Source organism: Halosolutus gelatinilyticus (assembly GCF_023028105.1).
GTDB classification, from domain to species: Archaea; Halobacteriota; Halobacteria; order Halobacteriales; family Natrialbaceae; genus Halosolutus; species Halosolutus gelatinilyticus.
Genome location: NZ_CP095493.1, coordinates 177083 through 200542 on the forward strand (window position 1 = coordinate 177083; position 23460 = coordinate 200542).

At 65.3% G+C, this 23460-nt stretch carries 18 protein-coding genes; 7 read left to right on the plus strand and 11 right to left on the minus strand.

Annotated features, from left to right (window positions below; genetic code table 11):
• Positions 1-159 precede the first annotated feature (159 nt).
• Positions 160-1074 (plus strand): hypothetical protein, encoded by a 915-nt coding sequence (locus tag MUH00_RS22265; protein ID WP_247004855.1) that lies wholly within the window; start codon positions 160-162, stop codon positions 1072-1074.
• 107 nt (positions 1075-1181) lie between these two features.
• Positions 1182-3035 carry a hypothetical protein gene (locus MUH00_RS22270; RefSeq protein ID WP_247004857.1) on the plus strand — a complete coding sequence of 618 codons (1854 nt, stop codon included), beginning with the start codon at positions 1182-1184 and terminating at the stop codon, positions 3033-3035.
• Between the two features lie 434 nt (positions 3036-3469).
• Here MUH00_RS22270 and MUH00_RS22275 read toward each other — a convergent pair whose 3' ends face one another.
• Genes MUH00_RS22275 through MUH00_RS22285 form a run of 3 tightly spaced genes read right to left on the minus strand, consistent with a single transcriptional unit; the run spans position 3470 to position 4524 of the window.
• Positions 3470-3682 carry a hypothetical protein gene (locus MUH00_RS22275; RefSeq protein WP_247004858.1) on the minus strand — a complete coding sequence of 71 codons (213 nt, stop codon included), beginning with the start codon at positions 3680-3682 and terminating at the stop codon, positions 3470-3472.
• Between the two features lie 7 nt (positions 3683-3689).
• A complete protein-coding gene (locus tag MUH00_RS22280; protein WP_247004860.1) occupies positions 3690-4157 on the minus strand; it encodes an SRPBCC domain-containing protein in 468 nt (155 codons plus the stop codon).
• 28 nt (positions 4158-4185) lie between these two features.
• The gene (locus MUH00_RS22285; RefSeq protein ID WP_247004861.1) at positions 4186-4524 is read right to left on the minus strand and encodes an ArsR/SmtB family transcription factor; all 339 of its coding nucleotides are present in this window, start codon (positions 4522-4524) and stop codon (positions 4186-4188) included.
• Between the two features lie 1010 nt (positions 4525-5534).
• Here MUH00_RS22285 and MUH00_RS22290 point away from each other — a divergent pair.
• Both MUH00_RS22290 and MUH00_RS22295 read left to right on the plus strand, forming a co-directional pair.
• A complete protein-coding gene (locus MUH00_RS22290) occupies positions 5535-7004 on the plus strand; it encodes a flippase (RefSeq protein WP_247004863.1) in 1470 nt (489 codons plus the stop codon).
• A gap of 220 nt (positions 7005-7224) precedes the next feature.
• A complete protein-coding gene (locus MUH00_RS22295; protein WP_247004865.1) occupies positions 7225-8808 on the plus strand; it encodes an alkaline phosphatase family protein in 1584 nt (527 codons plus the stop codon).
• A 117-nt stretch (positions 8809-8925) separates the two neighbouring features.
• Here the strand turns inward: MUH00_RS22295 and MUH00_RS22300 are convergent, their stop codons facing one another.
• Positions 8926-10731: a hypothetical protein gene (locus MUH00_RS22300; protein ID WP_247004867.1), complete on the minus strand. Its 1806-nt coding sequence runs from the start codon at positions 10729-10731 to the stop codon at positions 8926-8928.
• A 244-nt stretch (positions 10732-10975) separates the two neighbouring features.
• Here MUH00_RS22300 and MUH00_RS22305 point away from each other — a divergent pair, with 244 nt between their 5' ends.
• The gene (locus MUH00_RS22305; protein ID WP_247004868.1) at positions 10976-11956 is read left to right on the plus strand and encodes a glycosyltransferase; all 981 of its coding nucleotides are present in this window, start codon (positions 10976-10978) and stop codon (positions 11954-11956) included.
• A 390-nt stretch (positions 11957-12346) separates the two neighbouring features.
• On the opposite strand, the gene MUH00_RS22310 is transcribed toward MUH00_RS22305, so the two are convergent.
• From MUH00_RS22310 to MUH00_RS22320, 3 genes are all read right to left on the minus strand, one after another.
• Positions 12347-13429, minus strand: a complete 1083-nt coding sequence (locus tag MUH00_RS22310; RefSeq protein ID WP_247004870.1) for a CARDB domain-containing protein — start codon at positions 13427-13429, stop codon at positions 12347-12349.
• 303 nt (positions 13430-13732) lie between these two features.
• Entirely contained in the window at positions 13733-14848 is a 1116-nt protein-coding gene (locus MUH00_RS22315) for a CARDB domain-containing protein (RefSeq protein ID WP_247004872.1), read from the minus strand.
• A 228-nt stretch (positions 14849-15076) separates the two neighbouring features.
• Positions 15077-16495, minus strand: coding sequence for a DUF1616 domain-containing protein (locus tag MUH00_RS22320; protein WP_247004873.1), 1419 nt, complete (start codon positions 16493-16495; stop codon positions 15077-15079).
• 394 nt (positions 16496-16889) lie between these two features.
• On the opposite strand from MUH00_RS22320, the gene MUH00_RS22325 reads away from it, so the two are divergent.
• Together MUH00_RS22325 and MUH00_RS22330 are read left to right on the plus strand one after the other, a co-directional pair.
• Positions 16890-17900, plus strand: coding sequence for a GNAT family N-acetyltransferase (locus MUH00_RS22325; protein WP_247004874.1), 1011 nt, complete (start codon positions 16890-16892; stop codon positions 17898-17900).
• Positions 17901-18030: 130 nt separating this feature from the next.
• Positions 18031-19638 (plus strand): alkaline phosphatase family protein, encoded by a 1608-nt coding sequence (locus MUH00_RS22330; protein WP_247004875.1) that lies wholly within the window; start codon positions 18031-18033, stop codon positions 19636-19638.
• An 81-nt stretch (positions 19639-19719) separates the two neighbouring features.
• Here MUH00_RS22330 and MUH00_RS22335 read toward each other — a convergent pair whose 3' ends face one another.
• From MUH00_RS22335 to MUH00_RS22350, 4 genes are all read right to left on the minus strand, one after another.
• Positions 19720-20820 carry a DUF354 domain-containing protein gene (locus MUH00_RS22335; RefSeq protein ID WP_247004876.1) on the minus strand — a complete coding sequence of 367 codons (1101 nt, stop codon included), beginning with the start codon at positions 20818-20820 and terminating at the stop codon, positions 19720-19722.
• 106 nt (positions 20821-20926) lie between these two features.
• On the minus strand, positions 20927-21904 hold the full coding sequence (locus MUH00_RS22340; RefSeq protein WP_247004877.1) for an NAD-dependent epimerase/dehydratase family protein: 978 nt from the start codon (positions 21902-21904) through the stop codon (positions 20927-20929).
• Positions 21901-22830, minus strand: coding sequence for a DUF362 domain-containing protein (locus MUH00_RS22345; RefSeq protein WP_247004878.1), 930 nt, complete (start codon positions 22828-22830; stop codon positions 21901-21903). The genes MUH00_RS22340 and MUH00_RS22345 overlap by 4 nt, the downstream gene beginning before the upstream one ends.
• Entirely contained in the window at positions 22827-23264 is a 438-nt protein-coding gene (locus tag MUH00_RS22350) for a hypothetical protein (protein ID WP_247004879.1), read from the minus strand. The genes MUH00_RS22345 and MUH00_RS22350 overlap by 4 nt, the downstream gene beginning before the upstream one ends.
• Positions 23265-23460 lie beyond the last annotated feature (196 nt).

Here is a 23460-nt window from a genome sequence, read left to right on the forward strand (position 1 = left end):
CGATTCGGAACCGCCGGTCGGGCCTCCAGACGTCCACAGAGTGACAGTACTGCGAAAATCTCCGCTCGCATCCGATCGCATGAAATTCCCGACCCTATAAATAAGATCGCCAAATGAACGCGAGCGTTCACCGCTCGTAATGGTGCATTACCAAAATACATGACGACGCAATTCGAGAAGCAATCCTCGATTACTCGCCGATCGTACCTCCGAGCGGCCGTCGGAGCCGCGGGACTGGCAGCGGTCGGGAAAAGTGCGGCCGCGACCGACAAAGAATACGACGTGATCGAGGTTCCGGCGGGGCAAACGCACAGCGTCAACCTCGGTGACGGTGAGGTTCTGGAGAACGTCCTCTTCGATATCAGCGCTCGGAACGCCCGGATCGCGGTCCGGGCGCGGGCGAACGACTGGACCATTCGCAACGTCGGCGTCAGAGGGCGCTGGGACGGGACGCGGAACAGCGTCCACCCGTTCGTTCTCGAAGTGCCGGACCCGAACGCCGAGGGCCGCGTCGAGAACGTCCACTTCGGGACGACGACCGCATCCAATGCGGATTACGCCAACGGCCCCGGCGGTCCGTACGTCTTCCCGGGCCACGCGGGACACATCACGTTCGATCGGGTCTACCTACAACACTTCCAGGATAACGGCATCTACGCCAGCCCACCCGGCCTCCCCGGCAAGGGAAGAGGCGGGACGGTGACGATCGAAAACTGTCTGGCGTACCGCTGCGGGACGTCGAACTTCCGCCTGGGCAGCACCGGTTCCGAACTCCGCAACTGCGTCTCGGTCGAGGGCCACCGCGGATTCTGGGGTCAGTTGAACGAGACGACGGTCGTCGACTGCGACTTCATCGACAACAACAGCGACATCGCCGCCGGCGAAAGCCAGTACGCGACCGGTCGAGACGCCGAAATCACGCTCGAAAACTCGCGGTGGGTCGGCGAGGAGCTCACCCACACGAGCGGAGCGCGGATCGTCGGCGAATCGGAAGGCAAGCCGAAGGTACGCGTGCCGGCGGGCTGTCCGGAAACTCCGAGACAGGCGGCGGCCGCCCAGGGTGGCGACGAGTGAGACGTCACCATTGTTCCTGATAGTCCAGGGATCCTGAGTAGCCTATAAATAAGAAGATCATATAAACGCGAATGTTCTCTTGAGCGTCTACCTTCGTCCTGACTGCTATGGCAGACGACTCTGCAAATTCGGTCGGGAAACGACGGCTTAACCGGCGATCGTATCTTCGAACGGCCGCTGGCGCGGCGGGATTGGCGGCGTTCGGGAAGAGCGCGGCTGCGGCCGGCGAAGAGTACGACGTCATCACGGTGCCGGCGGGAAAGACCCACCGGGTGAACCTCGGTGACGGTGAGGTTCTGGAGAACGTCCTCTTCGATATCAGCGCTCGGAACGCCCGGATCGCGGTCCGGGCGCGGGCGAATAACTGGGTCATCCGAAACGTCGGCGTCAGAGGGCGCTGGGACGGGACGCGGAACAGCGTCCACCCGTTCGTTCTCGAAGTGCCGGACCCGAACGCCGAGGGCCGCGTCGAGAACGTCCACTTCGGGACGACGACCGCATCCAATGCGGACCACGGGAGCGGCCCCGGCGGTCCGTACGTCTTCCCGGGCCACGCGGGACACATCACGTTCGATCGGGTCTACCTACAACACTTCCAGGACAACGGCATCTACGCCAGCCCGCCCGGCCTCCCCGGCAAGGGGAAAGGCGGGACGGTAACGATTAAGAACTGCTATGCCTACCGCTGCGGGACGTCGAACTTCCGCCTGGGCAGCACCGGCTCCAAACTCGAAAACTGCGTCTCGATCGAGGGCCACCGCGGATTCTGGGGCCAGCTGCGGGAGACGGAAGTCGTCGACTGCGACTTCATCGACAACAACGCCGACATCGCCGCCGGTGAGAGCGGCTACTCGACCGGGCACAACGCCACGGTCACCGTTCGCCGATCGCGCTGGACCGGAGCGGAGTGGACCCACGCGAACGGGGCGCGGATCGTCGGCAGTTCCGCGGGAAGTCCGCAGCGACGGATCCCCGAAGGCTGCCCGACGAGCCCGGAAGAGGCGGCGGCAGCGGCGGGTGGCGACGGATCCGGCGGACAAGAGAAACCGTACGTCCCCGAAGGGGACTTCACGCTCGAGTTCGCGACGAACGACTCGTACGCCGAGTACCTCGTCGAACTGAAGGCCGACGCGGTCGAACCCAGCGACGACGCTGACACCCACGGACACGAGTATCAGGACCGCGTGTTCGAACTCGACGATCGCTGGTACGTGCACGGTCACATCGGCTCGGGCAGCCACGAGACGTTCGACGTGAAAGGCGGGTCGATCCGGTGCATCGGCGAACTCGAGGGAGCGACGCGAATCACCGCCGATCGGCGCCGGATCGACCCCGCGGAGTTCGATGAGATCGACGCCGTTCCCGAAGGGGGACCGGGCCTCTCGAACGTCGTCGTCTTCGACGGACGCGGCACCAGCGGAACGACCGAGTACGAGTTCGCGGTCAGCGACGCCGTCGAACCGAGCACCGACGAGGGTGCGACGATCGACGAGGAAGCCGTCGTCGAGGACACCCATGCGAAGGGAGTCGTCGCGAACTACCTCGATGCCTGGCGGTTCGACGGCGAGATCGAACAACTGAGCATCGACGGCGACGCCGCCGTCCGCGTCAACGGCGTCGAGGTCGATCCGAGCGAGTTCGACGCGGTCGACGGGGACGAAAACGAGGACGAGCCGAACCTGGTGAACACCGTCGTCGTCGACGGTCGACGCGCGACCAGCCGCACGACGAAGTACGAGTTCGCGGTCAGCGACGCCGTCGAACCGAGCACCGACGAGGGCGCGACGATCGACGAGGAAGCCGTCGTCGACGGCACCTGCGCGAAGGGAGTCGTCGCGAACTACCTCGACGCCTGGCGGTTCGACGGCGAGATCGAGCAGTTCAGCATCGACGGCGACGCCGCCGTCCGCGTCAACGGCGTCGAGATCGATCCGAACGAGTTCGACGAGGTCACCAGGTAACGACGTCGAGAACCGCGTAACAGTTCGATCGAACTGTGGGTTTTTGGCTACGCAGATCTCGTCTAGGGAGATGGGTGGCTCTAGCCGAAGATGAACACGAGTCTATCACTATAGAGAATGTATTTGATAAATGATGGGTTCCACTCACTATCTTCAGTTCGGTTCGAGTCCACCACGCGTTTTCAAGGTTATTTAGTCACTCGCTGAACGTCTATGTCTCCCCGCGCCAGCCCCCAAGCTCGGCGATTCTTTCGTCAATCAGCTCGGCTGCCGACTGACCCTCTGTCGACTCTGACTCTGTCATGCTTTCTTAGAAGATTGCCGGCACCCTAGAGGTAGCGGACTTCGATATCAGCCGCGAGCACGCCGAGCAGCAGCGGATCGCATTGGGTTGTTCACGGCTTCGTGCTCGCTGCGGCGCGCTCTCTCGATATTCAGCGTACTCGAAGCCGGCGGGCCCACGGCTTGACGAGGAGGTAGGTTCCCGTGAGTATGAGGCCGAGAAGGGGGAAGAGGGGGAGGTAGACCACGGGAGACACCTCGCTGCCTGTGGCAGAAAACGAGAAGAAGCCTGCAGGGGGAATGGTAACCAGGAACAGGACCGCGATGACGCGGTGGGTTCGGCGCAGGAAGACGTTGATTGCCATGCGGCTCTTATGACTCTACTTGATTGGCGAGTTTTTCGAAGGCAGCGTCCCATCTGGCAGTTGCCTGATCGACGCCGCCAAATTCGGGGATTCCCTCGAATAGCGCGGTCACTTCGGTCCCATCGGGGACTTCTTTGAAGGTGACGGTGGCCGTGTACCTGGCGTCCTCACCCAACTGCTCGACCATAGACTCGTCGGTAAAGACGATTTTCTCGGGTTTCGTGAGTTCCTGGAACGTGCCTGTAAACGGATGGGAATGGGGTTCTGTCTCCTCGGTCGATCCCTCGAGCCATATCCGGAACGTCCCGCCCTCCTCAGGCTCTACATCCTCGACTTCGGCTTCGAACCCCGGTGGGGGCGCCCAAACGGCGAGGTCGTCCGGGTCGAGGAACGCTTCGAACACCCGTTTGGGCGGCGCCTCAATCGTACGGGTAACGGTGAAGCTTCGTTCCTCATCATCTGCGGATTCTGTCATGGAGTCCTCCGACCGGTGGTTACGTGTTTCATGGTTGTTCGTTTTCTAGATGGGCACCCAATGCGTCTAAGCGATCCTCCCAGAAGATACGGTATTGGAGTAACCAGCTGAATGCGTCGCTCATCGGCGCAGCTTCCAGGTGGCACCGGCGAACCCGGCCATCCTTTTCGATTTCAACGAGACCAGCGTCCTCCAGAACGTGCAAGTGTTTCGAGACTGCTGCGAGTGACACGTCGTGGGGTTCAGCTAACCCACTAACGGGTTCTGGACCGTCGGCCAACTGTTCGAGGATCGATCGTCGGATCGGGTGAGCGAGTGCGCTGAAGATCTCGTCTAACTCGTCATCTTCTAACACTCGTTCAACCATCTAGTTGAATCACCACCGCGAAGACGCTTAACCGTTTCGTTGAATGAATGGGGAGTGTCTCCGGTTGTCCGTGTTCGGGTACTAGACCAGGGAACAGTCCTCCGATATTCGTACTGCTCATCTCGTGTCTTCTCCACGGGATTACGTCGGCATCAAACTTAGCTAATCTCCGCTGCAGACTCGACCGAGAACGGACGTTCCTGGTAGTGCCAAAACGCTATGCCAATAACAAAGATGCCTCGAAGATACTCAATAGAAGACACTGAAAGATACAAACCCGGCAATGAAGAATAAGACCATTCCTACGAACGCGTGCACGGTCGGGGAGAGATTCGTGCCCGCGAACACAGCCGTAAACACGACGTAGTGCACACTGAGAGCCGCGATTATGGCGAGTACCACACAGAAGATGACCTTCCCCCAATCTTGGTCCGGATATGATTCGGTTTCATTGGGCGATTCTACGGTAGCAGTTGTTTCTTTTGACATGGTCTTGGTCTCCAGATGGTCATTCAACCACCTAGTTGAATAGCGGCATAGTAGGTACTTAGCACTTTCGGCAAATATATTGCTAGCTCGATCACTCGTAGTGCCGCCTTCAGAGCCGAACGAGCCGATAATATCATCTTTTTGATTGCATCGGAATCTGGGATCATGTATCCGCTTCTTGAGATCGTTTTTCTAGACGCTATCTGAGTAGGCAACTAACCCGGCCTTCGCCCGGGCTGGTAACGTTTCAGCGCTCGTTCGACCCGATGCCGTAGCGGCCCATCCGACAGTATCGGAGCGAATCGACGGCGTGTTCCGTTCTTCGGTCCGAGCTTCGAAAGGGTTCCACCGACGACGATAGGTGCCCCGGAACGGCGGCCAAATACTCCATAACAAAGGGGCCCACCCCCGAGTGTCCGGCACGACCGAACGATGCATCTCCGCCAGCAGGATACTATCGACGACGGTGTCGGCGCGACGGGCGCAACCGCCGCGGGAATCGGCGAGCGGGACGCTCGCTGATGTCGATCGGAGAGCGGATTTCGCGGGGCCTCAAGGCGACGTTGGGAGCGAACCTCCTCACCGTCGCCGCGAACGGCGTCCTCAGCGTCGTTCTCGCCCGGTTCCTCCTCGCTCCCGACGAGTACGGGCTGCTCTTTTTCGCGCTCGCGGTGTTCAACGTCGTGATGGTCTTCGGAACGCTCGGGCTCCCGTCGTCGGTCGCTCGATACGTCGCCGAGTACGGCGAAGGGGCCCCCGAGCAGGTTCCGCACATCATCACGGCGTCGCTTGCAGTCCTGTTCGGACTCACAGCGATCGTCGGCGCGATCGTCTCGCTCGGGAGCCCGTGGATCGCGACAGCCCTCGAGGAACCCGGACTCGAGCCGCTGCTGGCTCTCGGGTTCGGGTACGTCGTCCTCCGCGGAGCGCGGACGTACCTCGCGAAGGTGTTTCAGGGGTTCAACAGGGTCGACTACAGCGCCGCCGTCAACTCGGTCTTCGCGGTGGGCCACGTGATCTTCGCGATCGGCTTCGTCCTGCTCGGATTCGGGGTCGTCGGCGCGTTCGCCGGCTACCTCGTCGGCCTGGCGGTCGCCGTCGCGCTCGGACTGGTGATCCTCTACGTCGGCTTCTACCGAACGTTCGAGCGCGCCCCGCAGCGGGAGGAGGGGCTCCTTCGCCGGATCCTCGAGTACAGCGTCCCGCTGACGGCGACGAGGAGCGCGAACGTGATCGACAAACAGATCGACACGATCCTCGTCGGCGTCCTGCTGAACCCGACCGCGGTCGCGTACTACACGATCACGAAGCAGGTCACCAGCGTCACCGAGACGCCGGCGAAGGCCCTCGGGTTCACCATCTCCCCGACCTACGGCGAGCAGAAAGCCGCGGGTCAAGGCCATCGCGCCGCCCGGCTGTACGAGCGATCGCTCGAACACGTCCTCCTCCTGTACGTCCCCGCAGTCGTCGGACTCGTCCTCGTCGCTGATCCGATGGTCCGGTACGTGTTCGGCCCGGAGTATCTGGGCGCCGTTCCCGTCTTGCAGGTGCTCAGCGTGTACGTCCTGTTGAGCGCGATCAACAACATCACCAGCGACGGTCTCGACTACCTCGGTCGCGCCCGCGATCGGGCGATCGTCAAGTCGACGACGGCCGGCGCCAATTTCGGGCTGAACCTGCTTCTGATCCCGGTTTGGGGCGTCGTCGGTGCCGGCGTCGCGACCGTGCTGACCTTCTCCGTCTACACGGGTGCGAACGTCTACATCATCAGCCGCGAGTTGCCGATCCGGTACGCGTCGGCCGCTCGAACGCTGGTCGGGGTGACGGGCGTCTCGCTGGTGATGGGGCTGGGCGTCTACGCGCTCCGCTCGTTCGTCACCGGACCGGCGACGCTGCTCGGCGTGATCGGGTTCGGGGTCCTCGTGTGGGTCGTCGGGACCGCCCTCGGCGGCCTGCTGGACGTCAGGCGGACGGTACGGTTCTTGACGTGACCGGTCTGCGACGGGGGCGCCACCGATCCGTCGCCGACGCTTCGACCGTGATCGACGATCGCCGCGGACCGATCGAACGGTGACGGTCGGCGGCGGCTCCGCGTCGGTTCGGATCGCCCCGATTTCGGCGGGCGTCGAGGACTCGGCGATCGGATCAAGCGAGGAATAACAATGGCCGATGTTTGGGACAGTTCAGACAGCGGAGTACGCGATCTGTATTATGAACGGAAACACGGCGGAAAAGGCGTTCGTACTGGGTATCGACGGCGTCCCCTGGAATTTACTGCGAAAGTGGAGCGAGGCGGGCGAGTTGCCGAATTTCGGGCGGCTCTTCCGGGAAGGAGCGACGGGGCCGCTCGAGAGTACGTTCCCGCCGACGACCCCGCTCGCGTGGCCGTCGATCGCGACTGGCACGTGGGCGGACAAACACGGCATCTACGGCTTTCACGCCCTCGAAGGGGCGTACACCCACCGCGTGTACACCGGCGCCGATCGCAGTCGGCCGGCGCTGTGGGACATCATGACCCCCGCCGTCGCCGGCAACGTACCGATGACGTATCCGGCCGACGAGATCGACGGCGCGATGGTCAGCGGGATGATGACGCCCGAGCGCACCGAGCAGTTCGCACATCCGTCCGAACTGCACGCGGAGATCGAACGCGAGATTCCCGACTACCGGATCGGCCTCGACTGGTCCGAGTACACCGACGATCCCGATCGGTTCGTCGGTGACCTCGACGGCCTCCTGGCGGCGCGGCGATCTCTGATGCACAAACTCGCCCGCGAGAACGAGTGGCGACTGTTCTTCTTCGTCTACACGGCGCCCGATCGCCTCCAGCACCTCGTCTGGGACGAGGACGTCATCCTCGACCACTACCGACAGCTGGACGAGATCGTCGGCGAGGCGATGACCTACGCGCGGGAGGAAGACGCGACGCTGTACGTCGTCTCTGACCACGGCTTCGGGCCGATCTCGACGTTCGTCAACCTCAACTCGCTGCTCGCCTCGGAGGGGTTCCTCGAGCGAAAGGGAGCCGACGGGGCGCGCGGCTCGCTCGCATCGCTTGGGCTAACGAAGTCCACGGTGCTCGACGCGCTCGATCGAGTCGGGATCACCCCGGACGCGCTCGTGGAACACCTTCCGAAGGGGGTCGTCGATAGCGTCGCCGAGCAGATTCCGGGCGATCACGGGCTGTACGACGTCGACTTCGACGAGACCGTCGCGTTCGCACACGACCCGAGCCAGATCTACGTCAACGACACCGAACGGTTCGACCGGGGGATCGTCCCGCCGGAGCAGGTCGAGTCGGTCAAACGCGACGTCGCCGCCGCCCTCTCGGACGTCACCGACCCCGAAACGGGAACGCGAGTGCTCGACGTTCGCGATGGTGACGAGTTGTTCCCGACCGATCCCGACTCGCCGGACCTGATCGCCGTCGGCCGCGGCGAGTACGAGGAGAAGACCAGCGTCGCCGACGAGCCGTTCGAGCCCGCCGGCGACAAAGCGGCCAGCCACCGGTCCGAAGGGATCTTCCTCGCGTGGGGTCCGACCGTCGACGAGGGCGTCTCCGTCGAGGGCGCGTCGGTCGTCGACGTCGCACCGACGGTCTGTCACGGCGCCGGAGTGCCGGTCCCGGAGGCTGCCGACGGCCGCGTTCTCGAGGCGGTGTTCGACTCGTCGTCGGTCGGCGCCGTCGAGAACCGGCGCTACGACGCGCAGTCCGCGGATACGTCGAACGACCCCGACGACGAGAACTTCGACGGCGTCGAGGATCGGCTTCGCGGTCTCGGCTACCTGGAGTGACCGGAGCGCCTCGACGAGCGACTCCACCGCGACCGACGACGCCGACGACCCGCTGATCTTCTCTTACCGACGAGCCCGATCGACGCGCCTCCCGACGGGGCGTATTCGGGCGATCGGTTATGTATCCGCCGCGTGGACGTAGTACAGTTCGAACTCGCCGTTCGACTGCACCCGATCGACGCCCTGTTGTCTGGGTATGTCGTTAAACTGTTCTTCGGAGTACCGCAGCCCCTGGTAGGACCGCAGTTCGCGGTCGCGATCGGACTGGGTGACCGTCAGGTACCGATCGTCGGAGAACTGCGACGGGAGCCCGTCGTCGATCTCTTCGCTCTCGACCCCCTGGTGTATCCGCGTCCGTTCCTTCTCGCCGGAGAACGCGTCCGCGTACCGGTTCGGGCCGGCGCGGATGCCGAGGAACGTCACGTTCTCTGCCTGATTCTCGAAGGCAGTTTCGTGCCCCTCCATCGACATCTCCGTCACGTGCGGCGACGAGTTGTAGATGTACGGCGACGGGAACACGGCGAGAAGCGAGAACAGCAGCAGGAACACAAACCCGACGACTACGACGCCGTGAAGCGCCCCCGTCGCGACACGACCCGAGGCGGCGGCAGCGCTCGACATGGTGTAGGCGATGGTGACCGCACCCACGACCGTGGCCAGCAGCAGCATCAACCCGAGCACGCGGAAGTACATCTGGCTGTAGGAGCCGATGAAGTAGACGACGAACAGCCCGGTCATCCCGACCAGACTGACGGTGAAGTACGGGATCAGGCCGTTCGTCTTTCGCGTCACCGATCCGTCGAATCGCCAGAGCGTCCACAGAACCAACAGCCCGGCGAGCGCGATGAAGACGAGGCTCGGGCCGAAGAGTTTCAGGACCAGTTCGGCGACGCTCGCGCCGAGTTGGCCGAGCGAGGTGCTCTGCGAGTCGACCGACGCGCCGGCATTTCCGCCGCCGATGAAGTACTGCGCGGCGCTGCTCGCGGCGTAGCCCACCGAATCGATGATAAAGCCGTGGTTTGAGATCCAGGCGAGAAACGCGACGAGGATCAGGGCCGTCTGGCCGTAAATCGGTCGATGCGTCGCGATCGGATGGTCGGTTCGGTACCGCCGAACCAGATACTGGAGCACACAGATCCCGAGGAACGCGACTAGCAGATGCGCGGCCAGCTGTGGGTGATAGAACACGAGCGCGACGAGCGTGAGCGCGAACAGCGCTCCCAGCGCGGACGAGCGGCGTATCAACGCCGGGTCGAGCACGTACTTGAGCAGCAGAAACACCGCGAACGACGAGAACAGGATCGCCTGCGACATCGCGTGGGGGACCATGAACGTGCTGAGCGTCGTAATCGGCAGGAAGAGCAGCGCCGAAAACGCGCCGATAGCGAGGCTGTACCGGCTGTCGAAGACGGTCGCGGCGGACAGCGTCACGAAGCAGAAGAACAGCGACGTGAGGACGACGATGACGAGCAGGGCGGCCTGGGTGAGGTCGATCCCCACCGTCACGGAGAGGACGGTTGCGACCGTGTGGAGGGCCGGGTACGGCAACTCGGTCGGCGCGAACGCCCCGGACCGGATCCCGCGCATCCACCCGAGGTGCGTAAGCGCGTCCCCGGCGCCGTAGAACCGATAGCCGCGGAGCACGGGCAATCCGGCGAAGACGGCGATCGCACCGCCGGCGAGTCCGAGCGCGAACCGCCGGTTCCAGTCGCCGCGCGATCGAACGGCGACGATCAGGGAGAGCATCACCGCCGCGGCGAACAGCGCCCAGAATAGGCGTGGCGTACTCGTGTAGAGGGACAGTTCGTACCCGCTCGCCGGCGACGTGTGCGCCGTGACGGCCGCGCCCGCCAACGCCAGAAACCCGAGGGCGAGGAGCCCACGTTCGACCAGTGAAGACGACTCCGACCGCGCGTGTGTCATTGCGCAGGATACGTGTCGATCGCCACCTTGTTATGATGACGTTGACGCCGGCTCGATCCGAACGGCGGAGCCTTGAACCAGCGATCATCGACGGTTCGACGGCGGACGCCGGGAGGTTGCCGGCGACGACGAAACCGACGGTCGATTGCGAGTCGTCCGGCCGGCGGATTCGATCGCGATCCGTGCAGCCGTCACATAACAAAAAGGCGCTCCCTGAAAGTCCGGGTCGAGCACCTATCGGGCTATGCACGTTCTGCATCTAACGTCGAAGGAGAATTCGCCGCCGTTCGAGCTTCAGATCGAAGCGCTCGAGGGGCGTGGTATCGAGTGTACGACGATCTCGGTTCCGGGAACGGTAACGGCGAGTTCGAGTCGGTCGGTCGCCGACTACGTCCGGTTCCATCCGACCGTCCTGAAAGAATCGTTCGGATCGTACGATCTCATCCACGCGAACTACGGACTCACGGCACCGTTCGCGCTGACACAACCGAATCTCCCGGTCGTCCTGTCGCTCTGGGGAACGGATCTCGACGGCGAACTCGGCTGGGTGAGCAGACTGTGTGCGGCCTACTGCGACGCCACGATCGTCATGTCGGAGGGAATGAAACGGGATCTCGATCGGGACTGTTACGTCATCCCACACGGCGTCGACTTCGAAGTGTTCGAACCCATGCCGCGGTCGGCGGCGATCGATCGGCTCGGGTGGGATCCGGACGCGAAACACGTCCTCTTCCCCTACAAAGCCGAACGGGAGGTGAAGAACTACCCGCGGGCGGAGCAGATCGTGGAGGCGGTTCGAGCGGACGTTCCGGAACCGATCCACCTCCAGACCGCCCGCGACGTCCCCCACTCGAAGATGCCGCTGTACATGAACGCGGCGGACTGCCTCCTGTTGACGTCGGATCACGAAGGTTCCCCGAACGTCGTCAAGGAGGCGCTGGCGTGTAACCTTCCCGTCGTCTCGGTTGACGTGGGCGACGTTCGCGAGCGGCTCGACGGCGTCGCGCCCTCGGAAGTGTGTCGGACCGACGCCGAACTGCAACTGGCGCTCGCGTCGATTCTCGACGAGGGAACGCGATCGAACGGCCGCGAGCAGGCCGAGGGGATCAGCAAAGAGCGGATGGCCGTCCGGATTCACGACGTCTACCGGAACGTCCTCAGTCGGGACGATGGACGCCGAGACGAGCGGACGGCGAACCGTCGAGAGTCCCTCTCTCGGAACTAACCCGTCCGAGCAGGGCGGACGGGACGGTAGCGGTTCTTTTCTGCGGATCGATTCGAGACAGGCGACGAGCGGCCGTCAGCACTACGGCCGATCGACGACGGTGCGTGTACAGGCCGTCCCGCGGAACGAGCGCCAAGCGGTCGACCGGCTCCGTGCGACGGACGCCGTAGCGACACCGCTCCGGTTCGACGGCGACCGATCCGGAGCCGACGCTCGCGCGACGCGACGAAATTCCGCGCTGGGATCGAGAACCCGGCGCGGACGACGACGTGGCGTGGACGACGAGAGCGGACCGATCCGGTCTCGCCGCTCGCCACCGATCGCCGAGAAATACAGTGTGATCGTTCGGGAGCCGGTTCCGCGCGATCGCTGCGGCCGAAGCGGAGTGCGCTACAGCCGAGCGCGCGCGACGAGGGCGACCAGAAGCGCCCCGAGCGCCGCCGCGACGATACCGAACCCTGGCATCGATTCGTCGTCGTCGACGGTCACGTCCGTCGTCTGATCGTTCGCACCGACGGTGTAGGTTCCGGATTCGTTGAACTCTACGGTCGACTCAACGGTCGTCGTCTCGCCGGGACCGAGCTCGACTTGCTGTCGGTCGACCACTTCGCCGTCGACCGTGAACTGGACGGTTCCCGTCACCGGTCCGGACCCGTCGTTCTTGGCGGTCGCCTCGACATGGGCCGGTTCGCCGACCGACGCGTTCTCATCGACGGTCAGGTCGGTGACCGAGAACGAGTCGCAGCCGCCGGACTGGATCGTGATCGGTTCGCTCATGTTGAGCGACGTCCGTTGGGGATCGTGGGGCGGCCCCGAGACGACTTGCCAGTCGGAGATCTCGCCATCGTACTGCTGCATGTCGGCGTTGTCATTGAAGAACGGGACGATCTCGATCGCGAAGTCGCCATCTAGACCCCCGTTGAAGACGGCACCGTCGCTTCGACCTTCAGTAAAGGTCCAGGAGATTCGACTCGTCGCTCCCCGGTGATCGAACTCGTCGTCGGCTCCGGGGTAGTTGTCGTCCTCGATGACCCACTCGCCGTCTTCCGGCAGGTTGTTGACCTGCATCGTCACCGCACCGCCGGAGGTGTTTCCGTTGAGTTGATCGTGGACGAAGGCGAGACTGAGGCCGTCACGACTCTTGTGCAGGAACATGATGCTCGTATCGTCTTCCTGCAGATTCGTCGTCCCGTGTGAGCTGTACGTGAACGAGTGGTCGGAAGCGTTCTGGTCCGTCGTGTTCGGCGTTCGGTAGTCGTAGAACTCCGTCGCGGACTGGTGGCCATGTCCGAGCGGTTCGATCGTCATGCACTCGTCTCCCTGTACCACGGAGTACTGCTCCGAATTCGACTGTACTGGCGCCGCGCCGACGGTGGTGACACCGACCGTCGCCCCGAGGACGACGGCGACTACGAGGCCGATCGTCGCGAACGCCGTTTTTCTGGGAAGGCGATCGTCTTGAGACTGGTTCATCTCACCTCTGGCAACAGGCTATCTTCAAATTGTTATGACATCGTTTGCGCCCCTGAACGGTTCGCGTTCCGATCGCGACGAACGACAGGTGGTGATACCCCCGATAGTTCGCGCGACGAAACCGATCGGCCCCTCGAGATCGATGTCGGTAGGAGGTGCCATACGGGCCGTTACAGGGCGTATAATCGAGGTAGCGGCTTGTTCGATTCGGAGATCGGCGATTCGTCGTCGGTTTCGAAACTGCAACGGAGCGAATGCCGCCGGAAGACGATGGACGAGTGCGCAACGACCGTCGGAAGGAACTTACGATCGACGAGTGCGGATGCCGATCGCCAGTCCGAGGAGCGCCAACGCGGACGCCGCCACTGCCGCCGTGACGCCGAATCCGGGGACGTCGTCCAATCCGGATTCGCTCGCCGTGACGGTCACGTCGACGGTGGCGTTGCCCGCACCGACGGTGTACGTCCCGGGCTCGTCGAACTCGACGGTCGACTCGACGGTTGTGGTTTCTCCCGGACCGAGCGTCACCTCCTGCTCGTCGACCGACTCGCCGTCGATCGTGATCGGGACGGGAGCCGTCTCTTCGGTGTGGCCGTCGTTTTCGACCGTCGCCTCGACGGCGATCGACTCGCCGGTGGTCGCCGTCTCCGCGACGGACAGATCGGTGACCGAGATCGAGCCGCAGCCGCCGGATTGGAGCACGATCGGTTCATCCATCTCGAGCGCGGTTCGCTCGTGGCCGCCGTCGGTCGCCGAGATCGCCTGCCACTTGGTAAGTTCGCTCTCGTACACCTGGAAGTCGGCGTCGTCGTTGAACGCCGGATCGATCTCGATCGCGAACTCGTCGTCCAGTCCGCCGCGGAACGCCGCACCGTCGGTCCGGTTTTCTTTGTACACCCACGTCATGCGACTCGACGTCCCGTTGTGGGTGAACTCGTCAAGCGGGCCGTCCACCCTGACGTTATAGTCGTCGTCCTCGAGGACCCACTCGCCCTCTTCCGGGAGCCCGTCGATCTGCATCGTCACCGCGCCGCCGGGGGAGTCGCCCCCGAGCCGATCGTTGAGGAAGACGAGGCTCGTCCCCTCGCTCCCCTCGTAGAGGAAGAGGTTGCTCGTGTCGTTCTCCTGTAAGTGCGTCGTTCCGTGGGAGCTGTAGGTGTGCGCCATCGGGTCGGTCTCCGCCGTTCGGTAATCGTAGAACTCCTCGACGGTCTGGGAGCCGTTGCCGAGCGGTTCGATGGGGTAACACTCCTCGCCCTGGACGATCGAGTACTCGTTCGCCCCGTCGCCGTCCTGGGCGGTCGCGTCGATTGCGGCGCCGCCGGCGCCGATTATGAGTCCGAGGACGACCAGTGCCGATAGGAGCGCCGCCGAGAGCGCGTGCGATGCGAATCGATCGATAGTGGATCGGGGTTTCATTATGTACCTCCGGAGTGCCTGATCGGAAGGCCGGATACCCCGAACTCCCCCTATCGTGCCATTGTTATGAAGTCGATTAACCGAGATCCGAGTTTCCGCGGAGCGCCGCCGATCGGCCCCGGATCGGGCCGAGCGACGGGAATCTTCGTCGATCGGTTCGCGGCCGACGCCGTCCCGATCGGGGCTGCGACCGATAACTACCTCGATCTCCGGCCCGCGTCCGGAGAATTATCCGCCTCCGCCCTCGCCTTCATCGCCACCGTCACCCTCGTCTTCACCGCCACCGTCACCGCCGTCCGCACCTTCATCCGTGTCACCGCCGTCGCCCGTATCGCCCTCACCTTCACCGCCATCGCCACCGCCATCGCCACTGCCTTCACCCTCGTCTTCACCGCCGCCTCCGCTCTCATCTTCACCGCTGTCGCCTCCGCTCTCGTCTTCACCGCCACCGTCACCGCCGTCCGTACCTTCATCCGTGTCGCCTCCGTCACCCGTATCGCCCTCCTCGTCACCGCCCTCGTCGCCGGTCCCGTCTCCGGCATCCGCGTCACCGTCCGATTCGGGTTCCTCACCCCCGCCATCGGCTTCGCTCGCGTTCTCTCCCTCGCTTTCCTCGCCCTCGCCGGGCTCGTCGCCGACGCTGTCGGTCACCTCCGTCCAGACGTGCGTGTATCGGTAGGCGTTATCGCTCGTGGGCGTCGTGGGTACCTCGCCCCGGTAGAGCAGTACCGAAATCCGGACGTCGCCGTCCGTCGTCGTGGGCGTAACGTTCCGTTCGCCGTAGGCGGTTTCGCCGTCGCCGACGGTGTATCCGATCCGCTGTAACTCCGTCCGATCGACGACCTCGCCGTCCTCGACGCGCTGTTCCTGTACGACGACCGTGTACTCCATGTCCTCGCGCTCCTGGTTCTCGACCGCGATGACGAGCGGAATCGACTCGTCCGGCCCGATCTCCTCGGGGTAGCCCGCCGCGACGAAATCACCCGAACCGTCCTCCGTAAGCAGTCGCAGGTCCGTGTACTGTTCGCCCTGCTGGGGTGCGACGAACGCGTAGCCAACGGTCGCCAGCGAGAGGAGGATGCTGATCGCGAGCGCGACGTTGACGATCGCGCGAACCGACGAGTTCGCGCCGACGGTCGCCGCGCGAACGGCGCCGAGTCGCCGACCGAGCCGCACCCGATACCGCTCCGAGGCGGGAACGGCGAGCCGTCGACCGATCGCGAGGCAGCTTCCGACCACCGAGAACCCGCTGACCGCCCCGACGACGACCGGCGCGGTGAATCCCCACGGGGTCGTCGCGATCGCCAGCCCGAGCAGCGGGAGCAAGGCGAGGCTCAATCCGAACGAGATCGCCGCGCGTTCGCCGTCGCCGAGTTCCCGAGTTTGGGCGATCGGCCCCGCGGCCCCGCTAACGGGGGTCGCGCGCGGAAACAGTACGGAGAGCGTCACGTATCCCGGAACGAAAAACAACAACGGAGCGCCGATCGCCGCTCGCAGAAGCCGGGAACCGGTCGGTACGACTACCAACAGGACGGCGGCGACGAGCGCGAAGCCGCCCGCGACGAACAGATCGATCGGCGCGCCAGCGAGGAGGCTTCTGCTTCGTCGTTCTATCGCCGCGAACGGTTTTGTCAAGACGTCTTTCATCGAAACTACTGGTTATCTGGCGCTCAATCGGATCGGCCATTGTTAGTTATCGGATACCGACGGTCGAAAGCGTGGACGAGCCGCCGCTCGCCGTCGACGCGATCGGCGTACGACGGGGCCGGGGCCCCGGAATCGGTCGGTTCGCGGCGTCCGCTACGATCGGTGACCGATCGGACCCGACCGCCGCGAGGAACGCGGCGAGAAGGGGGTCCCTGACGGGATCGAACGCGTCGCCTACGCGAACGCGAGGTTCGCGCGCGACGTGCCGGCGATCCTGACAGTACGGTTGCGGCGGGAGAAACAGAATGCTTACAAAGTACGTGTGAGGCGACCCGTTTCGCATGGGATACCGGATTGCGGCCGGCCGCGCCGATCGAACGGAGGGAATCGACGGATGAGCATCGAAGTTCGAGCCGCGACGGACGAAGATCTCGACAAGTGGAACGGATACGTCGAGCGATCGCCCCAGGGAACGCTGTGTCACGAGCACGAGGCCCTGCGAGTGCAGGCCGAACACGCCGACGCGAAACTGCACCCGTTGATCGGATTCAAAGGGCAGGAACCGGTGGGTCTGTTCCCCGTCTTCGAAATCCAGAAGCAGTTCGTCACGACGGCGTTCTCGCCGCCGCCGCGCATTCGCGTTCCGTACCTCGGCCCCGCGTTTCTGAACATGGGCAAGCTGAAACAGCGCAAGCGCGAGCGCCGGCGGAAGCGGTTCATGGACGGCTGCTTCGAGTGGATCGAGCGGGAACTGGCGCCGAAGTACGCCCACCTGCGGACGTCGACCGCGTTCGAGGACTCGCGGCCGTTCAAGTGGAACGAGTACGACGTGACGCCGGAGTACACCTACGTCGTCGACCTCGATCGGGACGAGGAGGACCTGCTGATGACCTTCAGCAGCGACGCTCGGAGCAACATCACGAACACCGACGAGGACGCCTACGAGACGTACGTCGGCGGCGACGAGGAGATCCGCGCGATCGTCGAGCAGGTGCGAAACCGATACGAATCGCAGGGGGTCACCTTCGACGTGCCGACGGAATTCGTGCTCGATCTCGCCGATCGGGCCGACAACGGCGCGGTCAAGCCGTACACGCTCCGCGTCGACGACGAGTTCGTCGGCGGCATCCTCGCGCTCGAGCACGGCGACACGACGGGCCGGTGGCTCGGCGGCGTTCGAACCGACGCCGACGTCGACGTCCCGACGAACGATCTGCTCGACTGGGCGGTGATGGAGGACGCCCTCGATCGCGGCCTCGCGGCGTACGACCTGATCGGCGCGGACACGCCTCGGATCAACCGCTACAAGGCCAAGTTCAACCCCGAACTGCGAACCTACTACAGCATCGAGTACGGGTCGTGGGGCATGCGGACGGTCGCGTCGCTGTACGATTCCGTCAAGTGATAGATTGCGGCGGCCGCGCGACGGTAGTCTCGGTGTGAAAGGAAACAACGAAACGATGTATACGGATGATTGACTGTCACAACGATAATTCAACCCATAACGAAGGTTCAACGCTGAAGATCTGTCACCTATGAGCGGTTCTTCACTCCGGACGCTGCTGGTCGGGATCGACGCCGCCTGCGATCGGGTGCTCGACCCCCTGTTCGAGAACGGCGACCTCCCGGCGCTCGAAGCGATCTACGAGAACGGGGCGAGCGGCGCGCTCGAGTCGCAGATTCCCCCGTGGACGGCGTCGGCGTGGCCCTCGCTCTACACGGGGATGAACCCCGGCAAGCACGGCGTCTTCAGCTTCCTGAAATTCGAGGGTTACGACTGGGACGTGGTCAACGCGACCGACGTGCGCGAGCGGACCCTGTGGGAACTGCTCGATCGGCGGGGCATCACCAGCGTCGTCGTCAACGTCCCTGTAACGCACCCGCCGCGACCGTTCGACGGCGCGCTGATCCCGGGGTACACCGCCCCGGAGGATCCCGACTGCCATCCGAACGGCCTCCTGGAGGACGTGCGGGACGCGATCGGCGAGTACCGCGTCTACCCCGACGAAAACGATCCGCTCGGGGCGGCCTACACCGACTGCGTTCGCATGCGCGGCGAGGCGTTCCGCTACCTCGCCGATCGGTTCGATCCGGAGTTCGGCTTCGTCGAGTTCCAGGCGACCGACTCGATCTTCCACGAGCGCCCGGACGACGACGCGGCGATCCGATCGATCTACCGCGAGGTCGACGAGCAACTCGCCGGGATCCTCGACGCCTGCGAGCCCGAAACCGTGATCGTCGCGAGCGACCACGGGATGGGGCCCTACGAGGGCCACGAGTTCCGCGTGAACCAGTTCCTTCGCGAGCGCGGCGACGTCGCGGCCGTCAGCGGCGGCGCGGGGATGCCGACGTGGGCGACGGTTCGGGACGGCAGTTTGAAGCGAGGAAAGGAGGCAACGAAGCCCGACCGCGGCGTCACCGAGCGGGTCATGGCCGCCGCCGCGAAGGTCGGCATCACGAGCCAGCGGATCGGTCGGGTCGCCGAACGATTCGGCATCGAGGACGTCGTCGCCGAACACGTCCCCGCCGCGCTCGTCAACGCGGGCGCGACGCAGGTCGACTTCCCGTCGTCAACCGCCTACATGCGCTCGCGGATCGAACTCGGCGTCCGCATCAACCTCGCGGGCCGCGAGCCGAACGGCGTCGTCCCGCCGGAGGAGTACGACGCCGTCCGCGATCGGCTGATCGACTCCCTCCAATCGGTCGAAACCCCCGACGGCGAGTCCGTTTTCGAGGACGTACAGCCCAGAGAGGCGTACTTCCACGGCCCGGAAAGCGAGCGCGCGGTCGACGTCGTGACCGTGCCGTCCGACTTCGATCACTTCCTTTCGGCGACGCTGCGCAACGAGCAGTTCGGCCCGCCGAGCGAACCGTGGAACCACAAGCTCCAGGGGACGATCGCCATCCGGGGAGCGGCGGCCGATGACGACGCCGGCGTGGGGAGCGCCCACCTCTTCGACGTCGCACCGACCGTCCTCTCGACGCTCGACGTGCCGTACGACGAACGCATGGACGGGACGCCGCTACCCTGCGTCGACCCGGCCGGTTCGAAGGAGTACCCGCGGCTCGACGCGGACGAAGCGGTCGAGACCGCGGACGAAGCGGTGGAAAAGCGGCTGGCCGACCTCGGCTACCTGGAGTAACTCCGCACCGACTCGATTTTCCGCGTTTCGATCGGACCGACGGACCCCGTCGAGCTCCGTCCGCGATCGGCGCCGAACGCGCTATCCCGAGCGCGATCGCGGCCGCAGGTCCCGGCGCACCGACGCTCCCAGCCGATCGACGTCGCCGCGCGACTGGGCGACGTCGACGAGCACGTCGGTCAAATTCACGAGGTCGCCGAGGTACTCCCGTCGCCGTCGCTCCCAGCGGTCGTTCGCACCGTCGTCCGCGAGGAGCGCGAGCGAGCGAGCGAGCAGACGATCGAAGGCGTCGAACTGCTCCGCGAGGCCGGCGTGTTCGAGTTCCCGGAACTCGCCGTACTCGTGTTCGTCGGTTCCGCGGTACCGGAGGGCGGGCGTGCCGAGCAGCGCGGCCTCGGTGACCATCGTCCCGGTGTCGGAGACGACGAGGGCGGCCTCGGCCATGGCGTCGTGGATCAGCGCCGGGTGGAGGTCGTACGGGCGGGCCGGCAGCCCCTCCAAAGTCATCTCGCCGCCTTCATCGGAGACGAAGACGGTCGCGCGCTCGCCGAGCCGACGGAGCAGGGCCCGCCGTTGGCGGCGATCGAACCCCTCCAGATCGGTGTCGTGGAGCGCGTCGAGCGCGTTGAACCGGACGAGGACGTACTCCTCGTCGGAGCCCACGCCGAGGTAGTCTCGAACCTCGGGGTCGGGATCGAAGACCGCGGGATGGAGGTAGGCGCACTCCTTGAAACCGTCGAAGGTGTAGTGGGCGGAACCGAGATCCCGACGCGTGACCGCGGGAGAGAGGATGCAGTCGGCGAAGGGCCGCGAGACGGTGTGGTTGAAATCGCCGGGTTCGTCGTCGAGGACGAGCACGATCGGCGCTCCGGTCAGCGTGCCCGCGGCCGCGGCGTACGGTCCCCGGCCGAAGACGACGTCGGGGGCGAACCGCCGGGACTCGATCGCGATCGACAGCAGCTGGCCGCCGAGTTCGGCCGCGAAATCGAGTTTCGAGTAGCCGGCGGTCTCGTGGGAGCCGTACACCCGGTACGGCAGGCCGAAGAACTCGAGTAGGTCCGTCGTACAGGCGTACTCCCGCGTCAGCACGAGGACGTCGTTGCCCGCGTCTTCGAGGCGCGCCACGGCGTTGCGGTACAGGTGGACGTGTGCGGGGGTGTTGGCGAAAACGAGGATCCGCATCGATCGAGGCTAGCCGCCGTCGAGCCATTGTAATAGTACACGTACAGCGGAACAACCGTTCGACGGAGCGGTCCCCGGTAGTTCGGGGACGTCGACTCGAACCGGCTCACCCCATCCCCGATCGGTACCACTCCATCGTCTCCGGGAGGTGGTGTTCGAGCGGGCGGTAGGTGTAGCCGAGTTCCTCGTTGGCCTTCCGCGAACTGTAGAACAGCCGTCGAGTCGCGAGTTTCGCCATCTCGCGATCGAACGGGAATACCTGACGATCGGTGACCGTGCGGACGGCCTCGGCGACGGGACCTGCCGCGTGGATAGCCAGAGCCGGGACTCGGACCCGCGCGGGGGAGCCGTCCGTGTACTCGGCGATCCGCGAGACGGCCCGATCGTACGTGAGGTTCTCGCCGCCGAGGAGATAGTGCTCGCCGGAGTCGCCGGAGTCGTACGCCCGAAGCAGGCCGTCGACGACGTCGGAGACGCCGACGATGCTCAGGCCGCCGGGCAGGTGAGCGGGCATCGTCGGCTCGAAGCCCATCGCGAGCAACTGCGCCGTGAACGCCTCGTCGCCGGGACCGAAGATCGACGTGGGGTGGACGGTGACGGCGTCCCCGACCGTCTCGGCGTACTCGTCGACGAGGTCCTCCGCCGCCGCCTTCGAGGCCTGGTAGGCGCCGATCGGCTCGGCGACGTCCGCTTCGTCGGCAACCGCTTCCTCGCCGTCCGCCGGAGGCCGACGGGTTCCGGCGGTGCTGGTGAAGACGACGCGCCCGGCATCGCGGTCCTCGCACGCCTCCAGGAGGGTTCGCGTTCCGTCCCGGTTGACCCGCTGGACCGTCTCCGGGCCGGCGCTCCAGAGACCGATCCCGGCGAGGTGGAAGACGACGTCGGTCCCGTCGACGAGCGATCGGAGCGTCTCGCCGTCGAAGACGTCGCCCACGTACCACTCCACGTCGTCGAGGCCGTCGCGGTTCGACGTGGGCCGGCTGAGACCCCGGACCGTCCAGCCCTCCGAGGCGAGCCGTTCGCAGAGGTGCGACCCGAGAAAGCCGGTGGCCCCGGTGACGGCCGCGACGGCCCCGTCGGTCATAATCGCGGTCCCCCGTCGAGTTGCGGCGGTACGACGTCGCCGCTGATCGCCGCGTACGTTCGATAGGCGAGCGACACGGCGGGGTGCGGGTTCGTCGTCGTCGGCAACTCGCCCGACGGGAGCCGTTCCCGGAGCGAGGCCGTGTCCACCCCGTCGACGTCGACAGCGTCCGGTTCCGGCGACTTCGCGTAGCGAAGCGCCTCGTCCTCGTCGAGCGAGCGATCGAGCAGCCGAGCGCCGATCGCGTCGACCGCCGGAATCGGTCCGGCGAGCAACGCGTCGGCGGCGTACGGCTCGCCGGCGTACGCGATCGTCGCGTCGAGAACCGAACAGACCGGGTCGACGGCGGCCGTGGCGGCGGCCGCGGCGATCCCGGCGTCGGTCGATCGATCGACCAGGCGAGCGAGCGTCCGCATCCCGCCGGCGACCGGCCCGTCGCGCGTCGGCCGCAGCGACGGGACGGGGACGACGGCGTCCTCGAGCAACCGCTCCGGGACGGCGAGCGCGACGGATCGATCGGCGACGGTTCGCGTCTCGGTGACGCGCGAGGCCGCGTCGTCGACGTCGACGAGTTCAGCGCCGAACCGGTCGAGGACGTCCGGATAGCCGAGAAACTCGGCCGTCCGGTCGAACGACAGTACCCCGCTCGTTCCGACGACGGCGACGGCCGCGCCGGTCTCTCGCTCGAGGGTCGCGACGAGCGCGCCGACGACGGCCGGGTCGGTAACGACGCCGGACGACGGATGGAACGGGTAGTGCGCGTCGGGAACGATCGCGATCCCGTCGGCCGCCGCGAGCGATTCGATGCGCGGTTCGAGCAGTCGCCGGATCGGCGTTTCCAGCGCCGCCATCCGCGTCTCGACGGACGGCGTCCAGCCCTCGCGGTGGGAGCCGGTCGCGATCGCGGTCCCCCGGACGGAACTCATCGCATCACCTCTGACGGTTCGACGCCGATCGCCGACGGCTCCGACGCGGCCAGTTCGTAGGCCCGCTCAGCCAGTTCGAGCGCCCGCCGTCCGTCGCTCCCGTCGATCGGCGGCGACTCGTTCTCGCGGACCGCCTCGCAGAAGTCGGCGAGGGCGTCGTAGTGCGCCTGGAGGTAGAACGTCGGCCCGAAGATATCGGGCTCGGATCCGGTGAACCGACTGACGACGTTCGAGAGCGCCGCTCGGGCCGCGCTCGCGTAGAAGTTGTCGGGGAGAAACTCCTCGTTCGAGATCGTCCCGGTGATCCCCTCGAGACGCAGCCGCGTGTTCACCTCGGGCAGTTCCTCCCACTGGTAGGAGCCGCAGTGAAGGGTGATCGCGGTCCCGGTCTCTGGCGCCCTGAGGAGGACGGTTGCGGCGTCCTCGACCGGCACGTCGAGAGCCTGCCCGAGCGCCGCGTCGCGGACCTCGAGCTCGCCGAAGAGCCACTCCAGCAGGTCGAAACAGTGGATCCCGAGTTCGTAGAGCGATCCGCCGCCGGCGGCGTCCGCGTCGAGCGGCCAGGTCGGCGGTCGCCGTTCGGCGGGCGGCCGGCCGAGAGGATGATCGTTGAGTCGGGTGATCGCGGCG